At 44.2% G+C, this 19,640-nt stretch carries 20 protein-coding genes; 2 read left to right on the forward strand and 18 right to left on the reverse strand.

All coding sequences use genetic code 11. From position 1 onward, the window contains the following. Positions 1 to 26: 26 nt before the first annotated feature. Positions 27 to 1,403, reverse strand: a complete 1,377-nt coding sequence (gene argH / locus QNH36_RS18305; RefSeq protein ID WP_144477337.1) for an argininosuccinate lyase — start codon at positions 1,401 to 1,403, stop codon at positions 27 to 29. After that, positions 1,400 to 2,605: an argininosuccinate synthase gene (locus QNH36_RS18310; RefSeq protein ID WP_283903933.1), complete on the reverse strand. Its 1,206-nt coding sequence runs from the start codon at positions 2,603 to 2,605 to the stop codon at positions 1,400 to 1,402. The genes argH and QNH36_RS18310 overlap by 4 nt, the downstream gene beginning before the upstream one ends. A gap of 198 nt (positions 2,606 to 2,803) precedes the next feature. Here QNH36_RS18310 and QNH36_RS18315 point away from each other — a divergent pair, with 198 nt between their 5' ends. After that, positions 2,804 to 3,121, forward strand: coding sequence for a hypothetical protein (locus QNH36_RS18315; protein WP_283903934.1), 318 nt, complete (start codon positions 2,804 to 2,806; stop codon positions 3,119 to 3,121). A gap of 195 nt (positions 3,122 to 3,316) precedes the next feature. On the opposite strand, the gene QNH36_RS18320 is transcribed toward QNH36_RS18315, so the two are convergent. From QNH36_RS18320 to sppA, 10 genes are all read right to left on the reverse strand, one after another. After that, on the reverse strand, positions 3,317 to 3,829 hold the full coding sequence (locus tag QNH36_RS18320) for a GNAT family N-acetyltransferase (protein ID WP_283903935.1): 513 nt from the start codon (positions 3,827 to 3,829) through the stop codon (positions 3,317 to 3,319). A gap of 702 nt (positions 3,830 to 4,531) precedes the next feature. Beyond that, positions 4,532 to 5,044 (reverse strand): MogA/MoaB family molybdenum cofactor biosynthesis protein, encoded by a 513-nt coding sequence (locus tag QNH36_RS18325; RefSeq protein WP_144477329.1) that lies wholly within the window; start codon positions 5,042 to 5,044, stop codon positions 4,532 to 4,534. Positions 5,045 to 5,047: 3 nt separating this feature from the next. Then, positions 5,048 to 5,884 carry an EcsC family protein gene (locus tag QNH36_RS18330; protein WP_144477326.1) on the reverse strand — a complete coding sequence of 279 codons (837 nt, stop codon included), beginning with the start codon at positions 5,882 to 5,884 and terminating at the stop codon, positions 5,048 to 5,050. A gap of 98 nt (positions 5,885 to 5,982) precedes the next feature. Next, positions 5,983 to 7,170 (reverse strand): acetate kinase, encoded by a 1,188-nt coding sequence (locus QNH36_RS18335; protein ID WP_144477323.1) that lies wholly within the window; start codon positions 7,168 to 7,170, stop codon positions 5,983 to 5,985. A 259-nt stretch (positions 7,171 to 7,429) separates the two neighbouring features. Next, positions 7,430 to 8,419 carry a class I SAM-dependent methyltransferase gene (locus tag QNH36_RS18340; RefSeq protein WP_283903936.1) on the reverse strand — a complete coding sequence of 330 codons (990 nt, stop codon included), beginning with the start codon at positions 8,417 to 8,419 and terminating at the stop codon, positions 7,430 to 7,432. Positions 8,420 to 8,828: 409 nt separating this feature from the next. Next, positions 8,829 to 9,329, reverse strand: a complete 501-nt coding sequence (gene tpx / locus QNH36_RS18345; RefSeq protein WP_144477317.1) for a thiol peroxidase — start codon at positions 9,327 to 9,329, stop codon at positions 8,829 to 8,831. A 140-nt stretch (positions 9,330 to 9,469) separates the two neighbouring features. After that, positions 9,470 to 9,994 (reverse strand): GerW family sporulation protein, encoded by a 525-nt coding sequence (gene ytfJ / locus QNH36_RS18350; protein ID WP_283903937.1) that lies wholly within the window; start codon positions 9,992 to 9,994, stop codon positions 9,470 to 9,472. An 18-nt stretch (positions 9,995 to 10,012) separates the two neighbouring features. Next, the gene (locus QNH36_RS18355; protein WP_349654826.1) at positions 10,013 to 10,711 is read right to left on the reverse strand and encodes a DUF2953 domain-containing protein; all 699 of its coding nucleotides are present in this window, start codon (positions 10,709 to 10,711) and stop codon (positions 10,013 to 10,015) included. A gap of 71 nt (positions 10,712 to 10,782) precedes the next feature. Beyond that, positions 10,783 to 11,232 (reverse strand): RDD family protein, encoded by a 450-nt coding sequence (locus tag QNH36_RS18360; RefSeq protein ID WP_283905437.1) that lies wholly within the window; start codon positions 11,230 to 11,232, stop codon positions 10,783 to 10,785. A 401-nt stretch (positions 11,233 to 11,633) separates the two neighbouring features. Continuing rightward, a complete protein-coding gene (gene sppA / locus QNH36_RS18365) occupies positions 11,634 to 12,644 on the reverse strand; it encodes a signal peptide peptidase SppA (RefSeq protein WP_251541143.1) in 1,011 nt (336 codons plus the stop codon). 144 nt (positions 12,645 to 12,788) lie between these two features. Here sppA and QNH36_RS18370 point away from each other — a divergent pair, with 144 nt between their 5' ends. Continuing rightward, the gene (locus QNH36_RS18370) at positions 12,789 to 13,589 is read left to right on the forward strand and encodes an NAD kinase (protein WP_144477308.1); all 801 of its coding nucleotides are present in this window, start codon (positions 12,789 to 12,791) and stop codon (positions 13,587 to 13,589) included. 44 nt (positions 13,590 to 13,633) lie between these two features. Here the strand turns inward: QNH36_RS18370 and rarD are convergent, their stop codons facing one another. The 6 genes from rarD to QNH36_RS18400 form a co-directional block, all read right to left on the reverse strand. Beyond that, positions 13,634 to 14,569: an EamA family transporter RarD gene (rarD, locus tag QNH36_RS18375; protein WP_251541144.1), complete on the reverse strand. Its 936-nt coding sequence runs from the start codon at positions 14,567 to 14,569 to the stop codon at positions 13,634 to 13,636. A 105-nt stretch (positions 14,570 to 14,674) separates the two neighbouring features. Beyond that, positions 14,675 to 14,995, reverse strand: a complete 321-nt coding sequence (locus tag QNH36_RS18380; RefSeq protein ID WP_144477302.1) for an iron-sulfur cluster biosynthesis family protein — start codon at positions 14,993 to 14,995, stop codon at positions 14,675 to 14,677. A 131-nt stretch (positions 14,996 to 15,126) separates the two neighbouring features. Next, positions 15,127 to 16,707 carry an acyl-CoA synthetase MbcS gene (gene mbcS / locus QNH36_RS18385; RefSeq protein ID WP_283903938.1) on the reverse strand — a complete coding sequence of 527 codons (1,581 nt, stop codon included), beginning with the start codon at positions 16,705 to 16,707 and terminating at the stop codon, positions 15,127 to 15,129. Between the two features lie 195 nt (positions 16,708 to 16,902). Then, entirely contained in the window at positions 16,903 to 17,109 is a 207-nt protein-coding gene (locus tag QNH36_RS18390) for an alpha/beta-type small acid-soluble spore protein (protein ID WP_125479516.1), read from the reverse strand. A 91-nt stretch (positions 17,110 to 17,200) separates the two neighbouring features. Next, entirely contained in the window at positions 17,201 to 18,409 is a 1,209-nt protein-coding gene (thiI, locus tag QNH36_RS18395) for a tRNA uracil 4-sulfurtransferase ThiI (RefSeq protein WP_283903939.1), read from the reverse strand. Then, positions 18,406 to 19,551: a cysteine desulfurase family protein gene (locus QNH36_RS18400; protein WP_283903940.1), complete on the reverse strand. Its 1,146-nt coding sequence runs from the start codon at positions 19,549 to 19,551 to the stop codon at positions 18,406 to 18,408. Before QNH36_RS18400 ends, thiI begins: the two co-directional genes overlap by 4 nt. Positions 19,552 to 19,640 lie beyond the last annotated feature (89 nt).

A 19,640-nucleotide genomic window follows, 5' to 3' on the forward strand; every position in this document is an offset into this window, starting at 1 on the left:
AGCACGCAGCAAAAGCTGCGTGCTTCTTACATTTTAATGGACGCTTTTGCTTTTCCGATTTGAACCTCGACCTGTGAAAAACCGGTGCCTCCAGCACTCTTCCTTCGTTCTACCGCATTATACGGATTCAATGCATGATAGATATCTTCCTCGAATAAAGGGTTCATATCTTTATATGTCTCTAACGGGAGATCCGCAAGGTAACAGCCTTTTTGTATGCAAGTCAGCACAAGCTTGCCGACGATTTCATGGGCCTCCCTGAAAGGAACTCCTTTAGCCGCTAGATAATCAGCCAATTCCGTTGCATTGGAGAAGTCATTTTTTACAGAGCCTTCCATCTTCTCTTTCTTAACCTTCATCGTACTGATCATCCCAGCAAAAATCTTCAGGGAGCCTCTGACTGTCTTGACTGTATCAAACATTCCCTCTTTATCTTCCTGCATATCCTTGTTATAGGCTAAAGGCAAACCTTTCAATACGGTCAGCAGACCCATCAGGCTGCCATACACACGGCCAGTTTTTCCCCGGATCAATTCGGCCATATCAGGATTTTTCTTCTGCGGCATGATGCTGCTTCCAGTAGTAAAAGCATCGGAGAGCTCGATGAACTGGAATTCCTGGCTGGTCCAGAGAATGATTTCCTCACATAATCTTGAAAGGTGCATCATCAAGATCGAACTGTCCGACAGGAACTCAAGAATGAAATCACGATCACTAACCGCATCAAGACTATTTTCATAAATACCGGCAAACCCCAGCATTTCAGCTGTCATATGGCGGTCAATCGGAAAAGTAGTCCCAGCGAGTGCCCCGGCACCAAGAGGCGAAAGATTGATCCTTTTCAGGCTATCGATAAAACGCTGTTTGTCTCTATCCAGCATCCAAAAATAAGCCATGAGATGATGTGCAAACGAGATAGGCTGTGCTCTTTGCAAATGGGTGTACCCTGGCATCAGTGTCTCGATATTTTGCTCAGCCTGATCGACGAGTGTTTTTTGGAAATCAGTGATCAGTGCAATGATTTCCGACACCTGCTCTTTCAGGTACAAATGCATATCAGTTGCAACCTGGTCATTCCTGCTTCTTGCTGTATGGAGTTTCCCGCCAGTCGGACCAATCAATTCTGTCAGGTGATGCTCCAGATTTAAATGAATATCTTCCAGTTTAGCTGAATAATCCAGTTCACCTTGCTCAGCTTGCTGCGCAAGTTTTTTCAATCCTTGAATGATTTCGTCCGCCTCCGCTTCTGTGATGATTCCACAGGCAGCAAGCATTGTAGCATGAGCGACGCTTCCCTCGATGTCCTGCTTCGCCAATTCCTGGTCAAAGCCGATCGATGCACCGAACTCATCTACCCATTCTTCTGCAGATCCGGTGAATCTGCCGCCCCATAATTTTTTCACACTGTCACCTTCTTGCCCTGGACCATGCTGTGGACAACTGTTGGCAGTCCCCAAAGGTTGATGAAACCAACCGCAGCATTGTGGTCAAACTCGTCATCTGCAGTATATGTCGCCAATTTCTCATTGTATAGAGAATAAGGTGATTTTCTGCCCTCGACGATGGCGTGGCCTTTGAATAACTTGACGCGTATTGTGCCAGTGACATGCTTCTGGGTTGACTTCAGGAATGCAGCCAGCGCTTCCTGAAGCGGGGAGAACCATAAGCCTTCATAAATCAATTCTGTCATTTTTTTCTCAATTACCGGTTTGAAATGGGCCACTTCTTTTACAAGTGTGATATCTTCCAATTCTTTATGTGCCTTGATCAGAGTCATCGCAGCAGGTGCTTCATACACCTCGCGCGACTTGATGCCAACAAGGCGGTTTTCCACATGGTCAATCCTTCCAACACCATGCTTGCCTGCAACGGCATTCAATTCAAGGATCAATTCTGAAAGAGGATATGCTTTGCCGTCAATGGCAGTCGGCACTCCTTCAACAAACTCAATCTCGATGACATCAGGGGTATCAGGTGTATCTTCCAGCTCAGCAGTCAATTCATATGCCTCGACTGGAGGTGCCTGCCATGGATCTTCCAGGATTCCACACTCATTGCTTCGCCCCCATAAGTTCTGGTCGATAGAGAATGGACTGTCCAGATTGATGGGAATCGGTATGCCATTGTTGGCCGCATAAGCAATTTCTTCTTCACGTGACCATTTCCATTCACGTACTGGAGCGATCACCTTAAGTTCAGGATTCAATGCTTTGATGGATACTTCAAATCGAACCTGGTCATTCCCTTTGCCCGTGCAGCCATGGGCTACAGCAACAGCGCCTTCCATTTCTGCAATTTCTACTAGTTTCTTAGAAATAAGCGGGCGAGAAAGTGCCGAAACAAGCGGATACTTCCCTTCGTATAACGCATGTGCCTGGAGGGCGAAAAGTGCATATTCGGTGGCAAACTCTTCTTTGACATCCAAAACGTATGATTGAACTGCCCCTACTTTCAAAGCTTTTTCTTTAATAAAATCAAGGTCCTTACCTTCACCGACATCAAGGCAGCACGCTACTACCGCGTATCCTTGATCCTTTAGCCATTTAATCGCAACAGATGTATCAAGCCCGCCAGAGTAGGCAAGCACCACTTTGTTTTCAGTCATTTTGTTGATCTCCTTTTCCAATTCGGATATTTATACATGTGTATAAATTTTTATTCATGTTTATAAAATTAACAGGTTTTATCGAACTTTTCAAGGCAAAATTTTAATTTTCCAAAAAACTTCTGATTGGCTAATGTAGAAGAGGAAATAAAAGTATAGTAGAATGTAAGCATGTTTACCGGAATGGGGGCTTCACGAATGGATCAATATTTTCTTTTTAACAGCCGACTGGGCATACCCCTGCCTGATTTTAAGAAGAACTGGGAAGAATATGACCTGGATACACAGCACGCCATCCTGCTTCACTGGGAAAAAATACGCGGGAGCATTCCAGACCGGATTGCCCAGCTCGAAAAAACAATCAACCATAAACAAGCAGAGCTTTCAAATGAGAGTAACTTTATCCGCTCCTGTGAATTAAACAGCGAAATTGCCGAGCTCGCATCCATCATCAACGACCTCTGGCTCTGGTACCGAACACATCAGGATATTACATCAGAGAAGATTCACGGATAACACATTCAATTCCATAAAAAATAGCCTGGGTGAGCCTCAGGCTATTTTTGGTGTCTCTGCTTTTTGCCTATATTGATCGCGCTAATAAGAACAGTCGTACCCTTAATCAGCCATTTCCCATCAGGCCGAGTTCATTGACAGAGGAACCAATCAAAATATTTCCTATTACGGCAATGAATAACGCAATGATTAGTTTCATCTCAATTGCTTTCCCATTATGACATAAGGCTGTCCATTTTCATTTGGGTAAAACGGCTGTTTAATGACGCGCCATCCCAATGTTTCATATAAACCCCTAGCAGAGTCGTTATCAAGTTGTGTTGTTAATACCGCTGTCTTATGACCTGCTCCATCCAGTAAGTGATTTACCAGCTCTTTTGCCAGTCCTTGATTCCTGAATGCCGGAAGCACACCCAATTCAACGAATTCAAAACAATCTGTCAGCCAGGTTTGTTCCTCTTCTGGATTTAACGCTTCTGAGAGTAATCCATGATAATACTGACCCGGTAGAGAAGAATAGCCATATGCATATCCAGCAATTTCCCCCTGATTGGAAATTGCCACAAACCCTCTGTAGTCAGCATAGCCTGCATGCCTCGTAACTCGTTCCTTGATTGAAAGGTCCTCTTGAGCCCATACTTGTTGATATAAGTCCGCTACTTGGTTTAATAACTCTTTATCTTTATTTATTTCTCTTAACTTAAACATTCCCAGTTCCCCCTTGTTCCCTTCAACCTATTCCAGTGTTTTTTTGACAGCCTTTCCTCCGAATGCTTCAAACCTGTCTGAATTCAGGGCTTTATTTGACAGCTTTTACTCTGAATGCTTCAAACCTGTCTGAATTCAGGGCTTTTTTTGACAGCTTTTCCTCCGAATGCTTCAAACCTGTCTAAATTCAGCGGTTATTTTGACAGCTTTTCCTCTGAATGCTTCAAAACTGTCTGAACCCAGGGCTTTTTTTGACAGCTTTTACTCTGAATGCTTCAAACCTGTCTGAATTCAGGGCTTTTTTTTGACAGCTTTTACTCTGAATGCTTCAAACCTGTCTGAATCCAGGGCTTTTTTTGACAGCTTTTCCTCTGAATGCTTCAACCCTGTCTGAATACAGGACTTTTTTTGACAACTTCTCCCCTTATTGCTTCAAACCTGTCATAATCCCGAACTTATTTTGACAGTTATAACACCAAATGGTCCAAACCTGTCAGAATCCAGGCTCTTTTTACAGCTTCCCCGTTTTTCTCTCTAACCTATCAAATGATTGACTACCTCAGTCGGCTTTAGAGTCTCCTTTTATCAACACTTCAACTTCCTTTTCTCTGGAAACTTCTATACTTAATTCTACAATTTTTACCAAATCCCTTTTCACCACAAAAAAAGATGAAATCCGTTAAGATTCCATCCACTTAGTAATTATAAATCCTTCTTCAATTCTCTCACAACATGCCCAATCTCTGGGATAATCAGTTTTTCCATGGCCAGGCGGACTGCTCCTGTTGAGCCTGGTGTTGAAAAGACCGCCCGATCGTTCACGACTCCTGCTGCGGCCCTTGACAGCAATGCAGCTGAGCCAATATCCTCCTGATAGCTTAACATCCGAAAGATCTCACCGAATCCCGGGATTTCTTTTTCAAAGAGGCTCTGGACCGTTTCGATCGTGACGTCACGTTTGGCGATTCCAGTACCGCCGTTTGTCAGGATGACATCCACTTCTGGGTTGGCGGAGCCTTTCAGGACTTCGGACCTGATTGGTTCTGCTTCATCTTTGACAATCACATAGTCGACGATTTTGTGGCCTGCTGATTCAAGGTACTCCATCATCAACTTTCCGCTTTTGTCGGTTTCGGGTGTCCTTGTATCGCTTACTGTTATGACTTTGCAGCGCACTTGGCTTGGTGCAGCCTGCTTATGCTCTTGTATGCTCATTTCCTACAATGCCCCTTTTTCTTTGAAATATCTCATTTGGTAAAATCTATGGGCAAAATCGGTGACTCTCCTTGTCAATTGATAGTTTGCCCCTGCGCCGATTGCCATCGAGATGATCGGCATCCCCTGGACATGCTTTTTGCGGAACATCAAGATTGCCATACCCTTGAAGACTTGCTTAATTGGCTGTTCAAGCCATGTTACGTCTGTAAGATCGTCATTTCCTTCGTAAAAATAGAAGTCTTCTGCCTGGTCAAGGTCATTTTTCAATTCTTCCCAGCCGGCACTTTGCATCCTCGAAGGCATTGTGGCAGTATGGAAGACCTTCAGCGCGACCATCATCTCAAACGGTGTATTCACCTCGAAACCGTATGTCATCGCAACAAGCTGAACAATTCGCAGATTGATGACCGCCATCGCCGGCATATCGACCCCCAGCACAAGGTTTCCGCCGCTTCCTGACATTCCTCCCTGTACAAAGGAATAGAGTCTATGGCGGGCAATTTGCTGCTTGGCGATGAATTCCAGCTGCTCAATAGGCAGTTCTCTCAGGTCTTTGATCGTATCTAAGTCCGGATCGAATACCCGTCCAGCAGAAAGAATCCGTTCCTTGGCATCCATTTGCAATTGCGAACCCTGGATCAAAGAATGAAGGTGGAAAAGCCAGCTGTCGAACAACGTAAAAAAGCGCTCCTGGACCTCGACTGGCAATGATGTAAAAGAACGTTCAAGATATCGGTCATATGCCAGTTCAAAGTCATTCGGTTCATAGTCATACAGCTTGTTTTCCCAAGCATTCAATTCATCCAGCACCTTTTGTTCCCGTTGAGTCAAAGGCATCGAAAACCCTCCAGCTAGTGTGAATTTTCTTCCAGTATAGCATAAATTCGGATTCAACATTAAAAGGCAGGAGCACTCAGCTCCTGCCTGAAATCAATTTATTTCGCCAAACGCACAACATCACGTGCAATCATGACTTCTTCATCTGTCGGAATGACCATTACTTTCACTGGTGAGTGAGGATAGCTTATGAATGCTTCTTCCCCGCGCACTTTATTCAAAGCTGGGTCCCAGTAGATACCCATGAATTCCAGTCCCTGCAATACGCGGGCACGGATTGCTGAACTGTTTTCACCGATACCAGCTGTAAAGATGATGGCGTCCACACCGCACATGCGGGCTGCGTATGATCCAATGTATTTATGGATTCTGTCAGCAAACACCTTCAACGCAAGCTCTGCACGGTCATTTCCTTTTTCGGCTTCGTCTTCGATGTCGCGAAGGTCACTTGAGAATCCGGATACACCTAGCATACCGCTCTCTTTATTCAGGACATTCAATACTTCATCCGCACTCTTATCTGTTTTTTCCATGATGTACGGAATCAATGCAGGGTCAATATTTCCTGAACGAGTTCCCATCGTCACACCTGCTAGAGGTGTGAATCCCATGGATGTATCGATAGATTTTCCGCCTTCGATTGCCGCAATACTAGCTCCATTTCCAAGGTGGCAGGAAATCAGGCGAAGGTGCTCCACAGGACGGCCAAGCATTTCTGCAGCACGCTGGGATACATACTTGTGTGAAGTTCCATGGAAGCCGTATTTACGGATACCGTACTTTTTATAGTAATCGTAAGGAAGGCTGTAAAGGAATGAGTTTTCAGGCATCGTCTGGTGGAATGCCGTATCAAACACAGCAATCGCCGGAACATTCGGCAGTACCTGCTGGAATGCACGGATACCAGTCAAGTTTGCTGGATTGTGCAGCGGTGCCAGCTCGGAAAGCTGATCAATTTTCTGTAAAACCTCTTCTGTGATCAAGATAGAATCACTGAATTCCTCGCCGCCGTGAACGACACGATGTCCGATTCCTTCGATTTCATCCAATGACTTGATAATTCCCAGTGTAGTCAGTTTATCAAGAAGGATTTTTACCGCAACCTCATGATTCGGAATATCGGTAACTTCTTTGTTTTTTTCTCCATTCACACTGATTGTGAAAATTGAGTCCTTCAGACCGATCCTCTCGACGATTCCTTTTGTGATAACCTCTTCGCTCGGCATTTCGAACAGTTGGAACTTAAGTGAAGAACTGCCGGCATTGATTGCAATGATTTTTGCCATTTTGTACCGCTCCTTTTATATAACAACCTTATTAAAAATCCAATGAAATAGTACACCTTTATTGTGTGCCACAGGCCGTGAATATATCTCTCAATACCCCATTTAAACACTGTCTTTTTCACATTTCAAGAAAAGCTTGCTTAAACGCAAAATGAGTTTTTATTCTGATACTTCTAAGGATTAGAAAAAAATATTATCATGGTGTATTTACCCTTTTGAACGACAAAAGAACCGGCAATAACCGGTCCTTTTCGTTATTTTACTGCCTTTTATTCTCTTTATACCATTGGTCAATTTTATCCAGAACCCGATTGACTGCTGGCCCATCTGAGAATTTCGGCAGCTCGGCAAGGAGAGCCTGTTTTGGAGGCTTCACTTCGTCACCCTTTTTCTGAAGAATCAGGATGCTCTTAGCAGCCTGCTTGGTTTTGAACAAAGAAGCTGGAAGCTGTAAAACACCCTGAACAATCAGATGATCCTTAATGAATTCATGCAGCATTGGAGCTTGCTCGCTTTCAAAAAGTCCATTCGGGATCATGAAGAACAAGTACCCGCCATCTTTTAGGTGCCTTGTGCTTTGCTCAATGAACAAATGGTGCGAATACGTATGTCCTTCTGCTGCTTTGACCTCATAATCCGCAGCCCTTAGGTCATTTGGATAATAGCCAACCGGAAGGTCGCAAATGACCACATCCGCCGGATCGACAAACAATGGTTCAAGACTGTCCTGGTTAAAAAATTCAACCGGATGCTTCTGCAGATTGGCATTGACGAATGCGAGGCGGATGAGGAGATCATCAATCTCAACACCTACAGATTCAATTTCTTTATTGGTCTGCTGGTTCAAAACCGTGGCCAGCAGATTCCCCGTGCCGACAGCCGGATCAAGCAGCCTGAATGATTTCTTGTCAACAAATTTACTGACGAGATATCCGATGAACATGCCGACAGAATCTGGCGTCATCTGGTGATTAGGCTGAATATGCTCCTTCATGCCCTTCAGGATTGCCAACTGGAAGCCTTTGCGAATTTCCTCTTTGCTAAAAGAATCAAGATTGATATCTTTGTATGCTTTTTCAAGCCTTTTCTTTGTGACTTCATCTAATTCGTCCTGAAGCACCGTGCCCTGGAAAATATTTTCCCCTGTTTCAGCAAGCGCCTCTAAATATGTACATGAAAGTTCTTCTTTTAAAATGTCCGCTGTAGTATTGAATGCGGTAAATAATTGTTCGACCGGAGTCATACTCAATTTACTTCCTCCCGATTTGAATAGATATTTATCTATTTTAGCCATGTTTCTTGTTCTGTACAAGGTATATGGCTGGAATGTCTCAAGCCATATAGCGTTGTCATGAGAGTTCCGTGATTCGTCTTCTGTATATCCATAAATGACTCTCTTTTGAAAATCCTACACGCTCCCAGCCTTCTGTTTGTCCGTTAGAGACCTTCTATCGAACACTTTTCTCGTTCCCAGCCTTCTGCTTGTCCGTTAGACACCTTCTATCGGACATTTTTCACCTTTTCAGCCTTCCGTTTGTCCATTAAAGACCTGTTATCGGACCTTTTTCTCGATTCCAGCATTCCGTCTATTTAATCATAATAATAACAAAACAAGCCGCAGTTTTATTCTGCGGCTTGTTCCATGATGACTGATTGTTTTAGTTTGCTTGTTTTGCAGCTTCTACTGCGGCTTCGTAGTTCGGGTGGTCTGTTGCTTCGCTAACATATTCTGTGTAAGTTACTTTGTCGTTTGAGTCAACAACGAATACTGCGCGAGCCAGCAGGCGAAGTTCCTTGATCGCTACTCCATATGCTTCACCGAAAGAAAGTTCGCGGTGGTCTGATAGAGTCTGGACGTTCTCGATTCCTGCGGCTCCGCACCAGCGCTTTTGTGCAAATGGTAGGTCAACGCTTACGGTAAGAATCTTGACGTTATCAAGGTTCGCAGCTTCCTCGTTGAAACGGCGAGTCTGTGCGTCGCAAACACCTGTATCAAGTGATGGTACCACACTGATTAGTCGTACTTGTCCTTTTGAATCCTGGAGAGTGACTTCAGAAAGGTCGTTTGCAAGCACTTTGAAATCAGGTGCCTGGTCTCCTACCTTTACTTCATTTCCTAATAATGTAACTGGATTCCCCTTAAATGTAACAGATGCCATACCTGCTCATCCTCCTTGTCCATTTTATGTACAGTGTTAATATATCTTTTAAAGAATTTTTTTGCAATTATTTTAAAATGTACTGACGTCACCAATGACATAAGTAAGCTGCCTCTTCAATTTGAAAAGGCAGCATGGTCTTAAAACTCTAGGTCAGTTTTTGGTCCGTTGTAGTCGTTTTGGTTTTGGCTCTTGTTCTGGTTGCCTTCCTGGCTGCCCTGATCTTTCTTGGACATCATTTGCTGGATTTTTTCCACTGCTTGTGGTGCCAGATCAAGAATCTTTTCGTATAGATGCGTGCTTTCATCTAGGTGGAGCATCTTGACGCCTCTTGAACTTACAATCAAGAAAGCGATTGGCGTAATGGAAACCCCTCCGCCGCTACCGCCGCCGAACGGGTGCTGTGGTCCTCCTTGCTGTCCTCCTGAGCCACCTGAGCCGCCTGAGCCACCAGAACCGCCTGAGCCGCCGGATCCTCCCTTTGAACTTTCCAAAACGAATTCACTGCCTCCAGCCGCAAATCCGAAACCCACCTTTGAAACTGTCAGGATTACACTTCCATCCGGTGTTTCTACAGGGTCCCCAATGATTGTGTTGACATCAATCATTTCCTTTAAGCTTTCCATAGCAGTTGTCATTAGTCCTTGAATTGGATGGTCGGACATTCCTGTTTCCTCCTTATTTTAGACAGAATTAGTATTGTCACCGGAAAGTGCGGACAATTGCTTTGATTTGAAGTCAGGCCAGCCGCCTTTCCAATATTTAACCAGCTTTATTCCTGCTAAAATAGCATGCCCGACTCTGACTTGAAACATACATTTAAAACTAGTAATTGAAATGGTTTGCTGAAAACTTGGCGTGATTGTCATGACCGGCATCTCTTTTAGTTTCATATACTGGCTCATAATCCCGATCACACCGCCCTTGGCCGCCCAAAAAGCACCGGTGATCACTGCCGTGGCTGCTGCGTCACCCACGCCAACCATTGTATGCCATTCTATATTGCGGATCGTTACTTTCTTCAGAAACCCCCTGATGATTTTGTGGAAGCCAGCAATATGTGTAAGGAGCTGCCTGATATCATGGATGCTGTTCAGAATATCATTTTTGTCTACTTGAGTGGTTTGATCTTTTTTGAGGGTTTCACCAGGACCTGTTTCCGTTTTTTTCTCGGCAACGATAGAAGGGGAATTGTCATCAATTTTTATGACCGGGACGTCAATTTTGTATTTAATGAGTCCACCCCAGGCTTTTAAAGTCACTTTTAGATGATCATTATCATTGCCGTGGAAATAATCCAGAAATATCTTAACTCTAGTAAAAAGGATTACAATGGCCAGCACTGTTAAGAGCAGTATGGCAAGCAGCATCCATTTCATCATCCTCCACAACCTTTCAGCCTATTATTATCAACAAAAAGGCAAAAAAATAAACCTGCCGCAGCAGGTTCATTTTAGCGTGGTTCATATATGACAGTGGTATCAGCGAACAGGTCATGCAATCCCTGCTTCTTGTTTGTAAAAGCAACGACAATATACAGCACAAAAATTGTTGCTGAAATGAAGCGGCCGATCCACTCGCGGAAAATGACAGTGCCCCATGTCAGGCTTGTGCCATCCAGTTCCACCACTTTCAGTCCAAACACCATTTTCCCTAGAGTCTGGCCGAGATATTTTGTCATCAGAACAAAATACAAATAGAAAACAACAGCCGTGGCGATGGTCATCGGTGAAAAGACCCCTTCCTCCAGTAATGGGATATCCAATGCCCGGAAAACAGGATTGATGATCAGCCTGTTAATACTCCCAATGACAATCAAATCCAGCAAATAGGCCCAAAAACGCGTCCAGAATCCGGCATATTGGCCAGCGAATAAATGATTCTCTCCAGTTGGCCTGCCTATTTCATCATTAACGGCATTTGCATAATCTGCCTGTGGTGCCGATTTTTCAGATTCTGCATAACGAGTACTGTCGCCTTTAAGTCGGATGTTTTCATGTTCTTTATGGTTTGTACGATCAGTATCTGTCGCAATGCTGTCATGTTCTCTATAATTTGAACGATCACCATCCATTAGGATGCTGTCATGTTCTTGATGTAAACGATCCGCATCTGGAGGGATGTTGCCGTGTTCTGGATCTAAACGATCTGCGTCTGTAGGTTTGTTATCGCGTTCTGGATCTAAACGATCAGCATCAGACGGGATGCCGCCAGATTCTCCTTGAACATCATTCCGCCCAAGTTCTGCCGAATCTTTCGTTTCATCTTTATCAAATTCTTTGGAATTCATTTTTTGTCCCCCCCTTATTCAGCGTATAAGTACATTAGACGTGGAGAATTAGGCTGGGATAATAGTTTCATCAGGCCTGCCATTTCTGCGTCTTTCCCCATGATTTTCTGTGCCCCCATGCTGAAAAACGAACCAAAGCCCATGCTTTCCGTATACTTTACTACAGTCGCATCCCCAAGCTTCTCATCTTTCCTGACGTTGTCAATGACATCTTCCAGATAGCCGAATCCATCGATCAAGTTCAGCTGCTTGGCCTGGCGTCCATCATAGATGCGGCCATCGGCAATTTTTTTGACCTGCTCGACAGACATGCCGCGTCCTTCAGAAATGACTTTGACGAATCCTTCATAAGAGTTGTTGATCATGGACTGAAGGATTTCCCGTTCTTCATCCGTCATCGGTCTTGTTGGGCTCATGATATCCTTGTATGGACCACTCTTAATTGTCGTGAATTCGACACCGTATTTTTCTGCAAGCCCTGCATAATTCACGCCTTGCATGATGACGCCAAGTGAGCCTGTCAGTGTTTCGGGACTTGCAAAGATTTTATCGGCAGGAGCAGACACATAATATCCTCCTGATGCTGCCATTGAACCCATCGATACATAAATCGGCTTTTTCGTTTCTTTCTGGATTTCCTTGATCTTATCGTGGATTTCTGCGCTTTCCACAACACCCCCGCCTGGAGAGTTCACCTGGAGGATAATGGCTTTCACATCATCCGATTCTTTTACATAATCAAGCTGCTCCATGAATACCCGATGATTATAGAGTGGGCTTTCAAAGAACGATTGTGCATCCCCGGTATCCTGGATGACTCCGTTAATGGTCAATACCGCAATTTTGCTCAGCATGTCACCCTCTTCGATGACTTCTTCAGCAAACATTTCTTCCGAGACAGCGAACATATCTTCAAACGCATTTTCCGCGTCGCTGAATGCGAATGTTGATAGTAGATTAATCACAATTGACGCAATAAATAAACCAGCGGCTATTCCTAATGCCGCCCACCTTTTACCATTCATTTTGAATCCCCCTTGAAAATTCCTTGTACTTTCAAAACCTTATGAAAAAATGATAAACTAATGTCAATAACCTATATTTTAGCAAAAGTTTTTTATTGTGGGTAAAAATTTGGAAGAAATACATAATGTTTGGAGGAATCAGTAATGCCAGATCGCCGCAATATTTATTTTCACCATACCCCTGACACAACTATGCTGGAAAAAGTACAGCCCCTTTACGAACTAGCCCGCAGATATGATTTCAATATTGTCACTGACCACAAGAATGCCAATATCATTGTCAGCATTGGTAACGATGGTACCTTTTTGGAGGCAGTAAGGAAAACTGGTTTCCGCGATGACTGTCTGTACGCAGGCATATCAGTCACTGGCTCCCTCAATATGTACTGTGATTTCCATCTTGAAGATACTGATAAAATGATCCAGGCCAGTACGAATTCAGAAATTGAGGTAAGGCGCTATCCGACGATCGAGGTAACCATCGACGGAGAAACATCGTTTGAATGCTTGAACGAATTCAGCGTCCGTTCCGCGATTATAAAGGCTTTCGTAATGGATGTATTCATCGATGACAACCATTTTGAAACCTTCCGTGGTGACGGAATGATTGTCGCAACCCCAACAGGCAGCACCGCCTATAACAAGTCCGTGAACGGAGCGGTTGTGGACCCGCTGCTGCCGTGCATGCAGGTGAGTGAGCTTGCGTCAGTGAACAATAATCATTACCGGACACTCGGCTCATCCTTCATCCTTAGCGGTGACCGCAAGCTTACCTTCAAGGTTGCCCAGGACGGCAACGATTATCCAATCATGGGGATGGATAACGAAGCGCTGAGCATCCAGCATGTTGAAAAATTCGATGTAAAATTGAGCAATAAATTCATCAAGACAATTAAGCTCAAGGACAATTCTTTCTGGGAAAAAGTGAAAAGGACATTTTTATAAAATCCTATTAAGAAAGAGCTGCGGATCCCCCGCAGCTCTCTTTTTTACATATGCATGCCTTTTTCTTTTTTTAACTTGAGGGTCAGGGCCGCTGCCAGTTTTGTCCGGGATAGTGAGTACAGGATCAGTGCCGACCAGATAAAGGTAAAGGCAAGCAGATGGACCGCCGAAAATGTTTCGTGATAAACGAATACCCCTAAAATAAGTGTCAAAGTTGGTGCGATATATTGCAAGATCCCAAGTGTAGCAAGTGGGATTCTCTGTGCACCTTTCGCAAAAAACAGCAAAGGAACCGCCGTTGCTGCTCCTGCTCCGACAAGCAGCAGCGTTGTTGTCCACGAACCTGAGAACAGCGAATTTGTCCCCTGGGCAACTAGATAGCCAATGTAAATGGCGGAGAGCGGCATCACGACCAGCGTTTCTAGCGCGAGGCCGACCGAAGAATCAACTTTGATCAATTTCTTTGCAAGTCCATACAGGCCAAATGAAATGGCCAGTGATAAAGCGATCCACGGGAATTGCCCGTAAGAAATCGTCATGATCAGCACACCGATGGCTGCAAGGAGAAATGACAGGTACTGCGGCAGGGACAGTCTTTCCTTAAGGAAAACCATTCCTAAAAGCACACTGACAAGCGGATTGATATAATAACCGAGACTTGCCTCGATCATTTGATCGCTATTGACAGCCCAAATATAGATGAACCAGTTGATGCTGATCAGGATTGATGCGATTGTCAGTGCCGCCAGCTGTTTTTTGTTTTGCGAAAGCCCGCGGAGGGTCCCTGTAAAAAGACTCCATTTTTTATTCAGGAGCAATATGAATGCAACAACGAAAAATGACCAAAACACGCGGTTTGCAAGAATTTCATCAGCATTCACATGTTGCAATAGCTTCCAATAAACCGGAAGAATCCCCCATAGTATATATGAAAAGGCTGCGTACAAGACGCCAGCCTGTTGTTCGGTCCTGTTATTCATCCGAACATCCCCCTAATCTTTCTAGACTCGAAATAATATCAATTATAAGGGGGATGCTCCGGGCTGACAATCATTTTTTTTGAATCAATATATTCAAAGCCGGAATTATTTCGTGGTTCGTGGGTTTAATTTAAAGTTGTAGCCAAATGTTTCTTCCGGGGAGGAAATCTTATAGCCCAGCCCCTGCTTGAAATCCAAAAAGATTCTGCCTGGAAGGGACTCAACTGATTTCTTTGGAACGAAAAAATGGATACCTGATTCTGATATCACTTCATCATCTTCCTGCTTTTCTTCGATTTGAAGCTGGATATCTGTCGCGATGGAACAGGTGCCTACAAACTCCGCTAATATTCTTATGCCTTCTCCATTACCGAATTGGACTTTTTTTAACTGTTCCAATGCAGCCTCTTTTATATCGATTTTCAAATTGCCTCACCCTTTCTTATTAAAAATATACCCAAGTTTTGTTGTGTCACTCATCTCTCAATCTAAAAGTAAAATCTTGAGAATGCCAACAAAAAAACAGACCTTTTGGCCTGCTTTTTCATGGCATTCTATTATCTTGCGCCTTCTAATTCTTTCTTGCGCAGCTCAATGCGGCGGATTTTACCTGAAGTTGTCTTTGGAAGTTCTTCAAGGAACTCTATTTTCCTCGGATACTTATATGGAGCGGTCAAATCCTTGACGTGCTGCTGCAAATCAGAAACTAGATTTTCCAGTTCGGGGCTGACACCGTCACGCAGGACGACAAAAGCCTTGACGATATGTCCGCGGATTTCGTCAGGTGACGCGACAACTGCGCATTCTTTTACATATGGATGCTTAACGAGTGCATCCTCGACTTCGAAAGGACCAATCGTATACCCTGAACTGATGATGATATCATCGCCGCGTCCCTCAAACCAAAAATATCCTTCTTCATCCTTACTCGCTTTATCGCCTGTTACGTAATAATCCCCGCGGAACTGCATGGCTGTCCGCTCTGGATCCTTGTAATAGTTTTTGAATAAAGCAGGTGTTTCAATATGGACAGCGATATCACCAACTTCACCCGGTGCACATGGTTCTCCGTTTTCATTGATAATTTCAACCCGATTGCCAGGTGTAGGCTTACCCATTGATCCAGGCTTTAACTCCATGCCCTTTGTTACACCGACAAGCAGTGTATTTTCTGTCTGGCCATAGCCGTCGCGCACCTCAACATTAAAATGCTTTCTGAATGTGTCGATGACTTCACGGTTCAGCGGTTCTCCTGCGGATACCGCGCTATGAAGACCAGGCAAACTGTAATCACCAATATTTTCGACTTTGGCCATCAGCCTGTATTCAGTTGGGGTGCAGCATAGAACATTTACATGATACTTTTGCAAAAGCGATAAATATTTTTGCGGCTCGAATTTACCTTGATAAACGAGGCCTGTAGCTCCCGTTCCCATGACGGACAGGAACGGACTCCAGATCCATTTTTGCCAGCCAGGACCGGCAGTAGCCCAGACAGTGTCCCCATCCTCTATGCCGAGCCAATTTGTTGCCGCTGTCCGCAAATGAGCATATGCCCATCCATGTGTATGGACAACACCTTTCGGATTGCCCGTCGTACCGGAAGTATAGCTGAGGAATGCCATATCATCACGATCGGTGTCGGCAAGCTGAAGCTCTTCGGAAGCAGTTTCCATTTCTTTATCAAGTTGAATCCAGCCTTCTTTTTCTGCCCCAATAATGAACTTAGGCAGCTTTTCCACTTCGTCGATTCCATCGAACTCGCCGGTAAAAGGAGCATAACTGATGATAGCTTTTACATCGCCATGGTTGATTCGATATTGAAAATCTTTTTTTCTCAGCATTTCTGAACTTGGAATGACAACAAGTCCCATTTTCAGTGAGGCAATATAAACCTGATACGCTTCAATAAGTCTTGGCACGACAACAAGCACTACATCCCCTTTGGCCAAACCATTTCCTAAGAAAACGTTTCCAATTTTATTGGCGTTCTTTAGCAGCTCCTGGTATGTAATTTCTTTTGTACTTCCTGCTTCATTTTCCCAGAGAATCGCTTTTCTCGCCGGGTCCTGGGCGAATCGCTCCATTTCTGATACAAGATTATACTTTTGAGGTGCAATCAATTGTTCCCTTTTCATACTCTTCCCCCTGATTATCATTTTTTTCGCTTGTCTTTGAATGAGAAAACAAGCTTTCATATCCCCATAACCCATTATACTAAATTATTCAAAAAATTTAAAATTATATGACAATGTTATTCTGAAATAATTTTACACAACAAAAAGAGCAGGGCATCCGCCCTGCTCTTTGTAGCCATGTTATTCTTTTTTTGATTAGCGAGAGAATCCGCCACCAAGTTGTTGTTCAGCCATTTGAACCAAACGCTTAGTGATCTCTCCTCCTACAGAACCGTTAGCGCGAGAAGTAGTTTCTCCGCCAAGCTGTACTCCAAATTCAGTAGCGATTTCGTACTTCATTTGGTCAAGAGCTTGTTGTACTCCAGGAACTAGAAGTTGGTTTGAGTTGTTGTTGTTTGCCATGTGTTTCACCTCCTTGTGAGTATAGAGTGTGTAGAAACACATGGCTTAATTCAAAACTTTAATTGGTAAATGTTCACAAATCTTTAACAAGTTAGAATAGATCATCCACCGGATTATCTTCTCTTTCAGAAGCCGGTTTGACGATAATCCGCTCTGTTCCTTCAACAGCTCTCTGAATCAGTTCTTCAAAGTCGAAGAAGCTTTCAAAGTTCTGGACTTTATCCAGCTTAGGCTTCGTTTTAGGCGATGAAGGGACAAAGACCGTGCAGCAATCTTCATATGGGCGGATTGATATATCATGGGTATCGATTTCATGGGCGATATCCATAATCTGCAGTTTGTCCATTGTGATTAACGGCCGGATAATGGGAGTTGTTGTCACTTCGTTGATGGCGTACATGCTTTCAAGTGTCTGAGAGGCAACCTGCCCAAGGCTTTCGCCAGTTATGATGGCAAGTCCTCCCTGCTTTTCCCTGATTGCGTCCGTTATACGCAGCATTAGTCTTCTTGTTGTAGTCATCGTATAGTTTTCCGGTATTTGCTTGTGAATGGCTTGCTGGATTTCAGTAAAAGGTACGATATGAAGCGCAAAATGTCCGTTTACTTCGGCAAGCTTCTCAGAAAGGTCGATTACCTTTTGCTTGGCGCGTTCACTTGTGAAAGGCGGACTGAAAAAATGGACCCCTTCCACTTCAAGGCCTCTCTTCATGGTCAGGTAGCCGGCAACCGGGCTGTCAATCCCGCCGGAAAGCATCAGCATCCCTTTGCCTCCGGACGCGGCAGGCAGCCCTCCTGCGCCCTTGATCGTTTCCGCTGAAATATAGGCTGCTTCTTTTCTGATTTCAATCTGAAGGTTGATATCAGGATTCCTCACATCAACTTTCAGGCCTTCCACATTCCTCAGTATATGGCCGCCAAATTCCGAATTGATTCCGTTCGTATCCAATTCAAAAGTCTTATCAGATCGTTTGGCGGATATTTTGAAGGTCTGTCCTGGCTGGTGGATTTTCTTGAAAAGCTCCAGAGCAGCATCCTTCATTTTTTCAAGGTCCTTGTCCACTTTAACGGCGGGGCTGAAGGACTGGATCCCGAATATTTCCTTGAGCTTCTTTCCAATTTCATCGCTGACTTCACCATTAAGCAGGATGAACATCCTGTCGCGTTCCGCTTTGATGACAGCGTTTGGATAGTCGCTCAATGCCCTTTTGATATTTTTTCTTAGGCGGTCAATGAATTTATTTCTATTTCTTCCTTTGGTCGATATTTCACCATACCGAACCAATATACGGTCATACATCATTTCTTTATAACCTCGCTTAAATGTTTTACAGTCCCGGCAATTGCCTTTGCCGCTATTTCTGCTTCTTCTGCTGTATTGCTGTAGGTCAGGCTGATCCTGATCGCACTTTCCGCTTCTGCGACAGGAATTCCCATTTCCAGGAGTGTCTTGCTGGCAGCCTTTTTCTTCGAGGAACAGGCACTTGTCGTTGAAACATAAATATCCTTCTCTTCAAGAGCATGAACGAATGTTTCGGCCTTCAATCCGCTGATGGAGAAATTCAGGATATGGGGAGCGCTTTTTTCCTCCGGCGTGTGAATGGTAATTTCCTTGATATGGCTGATGCCGTTTCTTAATATTTCCATTGCTGACTTCATTTGATCCAGCTTTTCTGCCCGCAGTTCAAGCGTCATCCTGAGCGCTTTTGCCATGGCTACCATTCCTGCAACGTTTTCGGTCCCGCTCCGTTGCTTCCATTCCTGATTGCCGCCGGATAATAAAGGAGACAGCCGGACCCCTTCTTTCATAAACAAGGCCCCCGTCCCTTTCAGCCCATGGAATTTATGTCCGGAAATCGTCGCTAAATGGACCCCCGAATGGTATAAGTCCAATGGCACCTTCCCAATTCCCTGGACGAAATCAACGTGAAAAAATGCCTTTGGATACTTTTTCAAAACTATCCCGATTTCCTCGATTGGCTGGATTGTGCCGACTTCATTATTGACATGCATGACAGACACAAGGATTGTATCCTCACGAAGTTCCTTCTGGATTGAATCCGCACTGACAAAACCGGTGGAATCTGGTTTCACATATGTTATTTCATACCCGAGCGATTCGAGCTGTACCATGGCGTTTTGGACAGATGCATGTTCAATGCTTGTCGTGATGATATGCCTGCCCCTCTCCCGGTGAGCCATCGCAATCCCCTTGATGGCAAGGTTATTGCTCTCTGTTCCTCCTGAGGTGAAAAGGATTTCCGTCTCTTTGACCCTCAGCAGCCTGGCCACCTGGGACCTTGCCTGCTGAAGCAGCTTTTCTGCCTGTCCTCCGATTTTATGGAGTGAAGATGGGTTTCCATAGAAATCCTCTGAGACTTTTATAAATGAATCCAATACTTGTTTATAAGGTTTGGTCGTTGCGCTGTTGTCAAGATAGATCATCAGTGTTCCCCCTTGCTCCAAGACCTTGCTAACTAAAAATCATATCATAATAACATTTCAATGAGAAATGATGAAAAATTCTAAAATCC

Origin of the sequence: Mesobacillus sp. AQ2 (assembly GCF_030122805.1) — a bacterium.
GTDB classification, from domain to species: domain Bacteria; phylum Bacillota; class Bacilli; order Bacillales; family Cytobacillaceae; genus Mesobacillus; species Mesobacillus oceanisediminis_A.

Bases quoted from the DNA above. Each gene is read 5' to 3' on its own strand.
- QNH36_RS18400 (WP_283903940.1), bottom strand. From the start codon at position 19,551: ATGATCTATCTTGACAACAGCGCAACGACCAAACCTTATAAACAAGTA.
- mbcS (WP_283903938.1), bottom strand. From the start codon at position 16,707: ATGAAAAGGGAACAATTGATTGCACCTCAAAAGTATAATCTTGTATCA.
- QNH36_RS18315 (WP_283903934.1), top strand. From the start codon at position 2,804: ATGGATCAATATTTTCTTTTTAACAGCCGACTGGGCATACCCCTGCCT.
- QNH36_RS18310 (WP_283903933.1), bottom strand. From the start codon at position 2,605: ATGACTGAAAACAAAGTGGTGCTTGCCTACTCTGGCGGGCTTGATACA.
- ytfJ (WP_283903937.1), bottom strand. From the start codon at position 9,994: ATGTCCGACCATCCAATTCAAGGACTAATGACAACTGCTATGGAAAGC.
- QNH36_RS18335 (WP_144477323.1), bottom strand. From the start codon at position 7,170: ATGGCAAAAATCATTGCAATCAATGCCGGCAGTTCTTCACTTAAGTTC.
- QNH36_RS18330 (WP_144477326.1), bottom strand. From the start codon at position 5,884: ATGCCTTTGACTCAACGGGAACAAAAGGTGCTGGATGAATTGAATGCT.
- QNH36_RS18370 (WP_144477308.1), top strand. From the start codon at position 12,789: ATGCCAGATCGCCGCAATATTTATTTTCACCATACCCCTGACACAACT.
- rarD (WP_251541144.1), bottom strand. From the start codon at position 14,569: ATGAATAACAGGACCGAACAACAGGCTGGCGTCTTGTACGCAGCCTTT.
- QNH36_RS18390 (WP_125479516.1), bottom strand. From the start codon at position 17,109: ATGGCAAACAACAACAACTCAAACCAACTTCTAGTTCCTGGAGTACAA.
- QNH36_RS18355 (WP_349654826.1), bottom strand. From the start codon at position 10,711: ATGATGAAATGGATGCTGCTTGCCATACTGCTCTTAACAGTGCTGGCC.
- tpx (WP_144477317.1), bottom strand. From the start codon at position 9,329: ATGGCATCTGTTACATTTAAGGGGAATCCAGTTACATTATTAGGAAAT.
- thiI (WP_283903939.1), bottom strand. From the start codon at position 18,409: ATGATGTATGACCGTATATTGGTTCGGTATGGTGAAATATCGACCAAA.
- sppA (WP_251541143.1), bottom strand. From the start codon at position 12,644: ATGAATGGTAAAAGGTGGGCGGCATTAGGAATAGCCGCTGGTTTATTT.
- QNH36_RS18320 (WP_283903935.1), bottom strand. From the start codon at position 3,829: ATGTTTAAGTTAAGAGAAATAAATAAAGATAAAGAGTTATTAAACCAA.
- QNH36_RS18325 (WP_144477329.1), bottom strand. From the start codon at position 5,044: ATGAGCATACAAGAGCATAAGCAGGCTGCACCAAGCCAAGTGCGCTGC.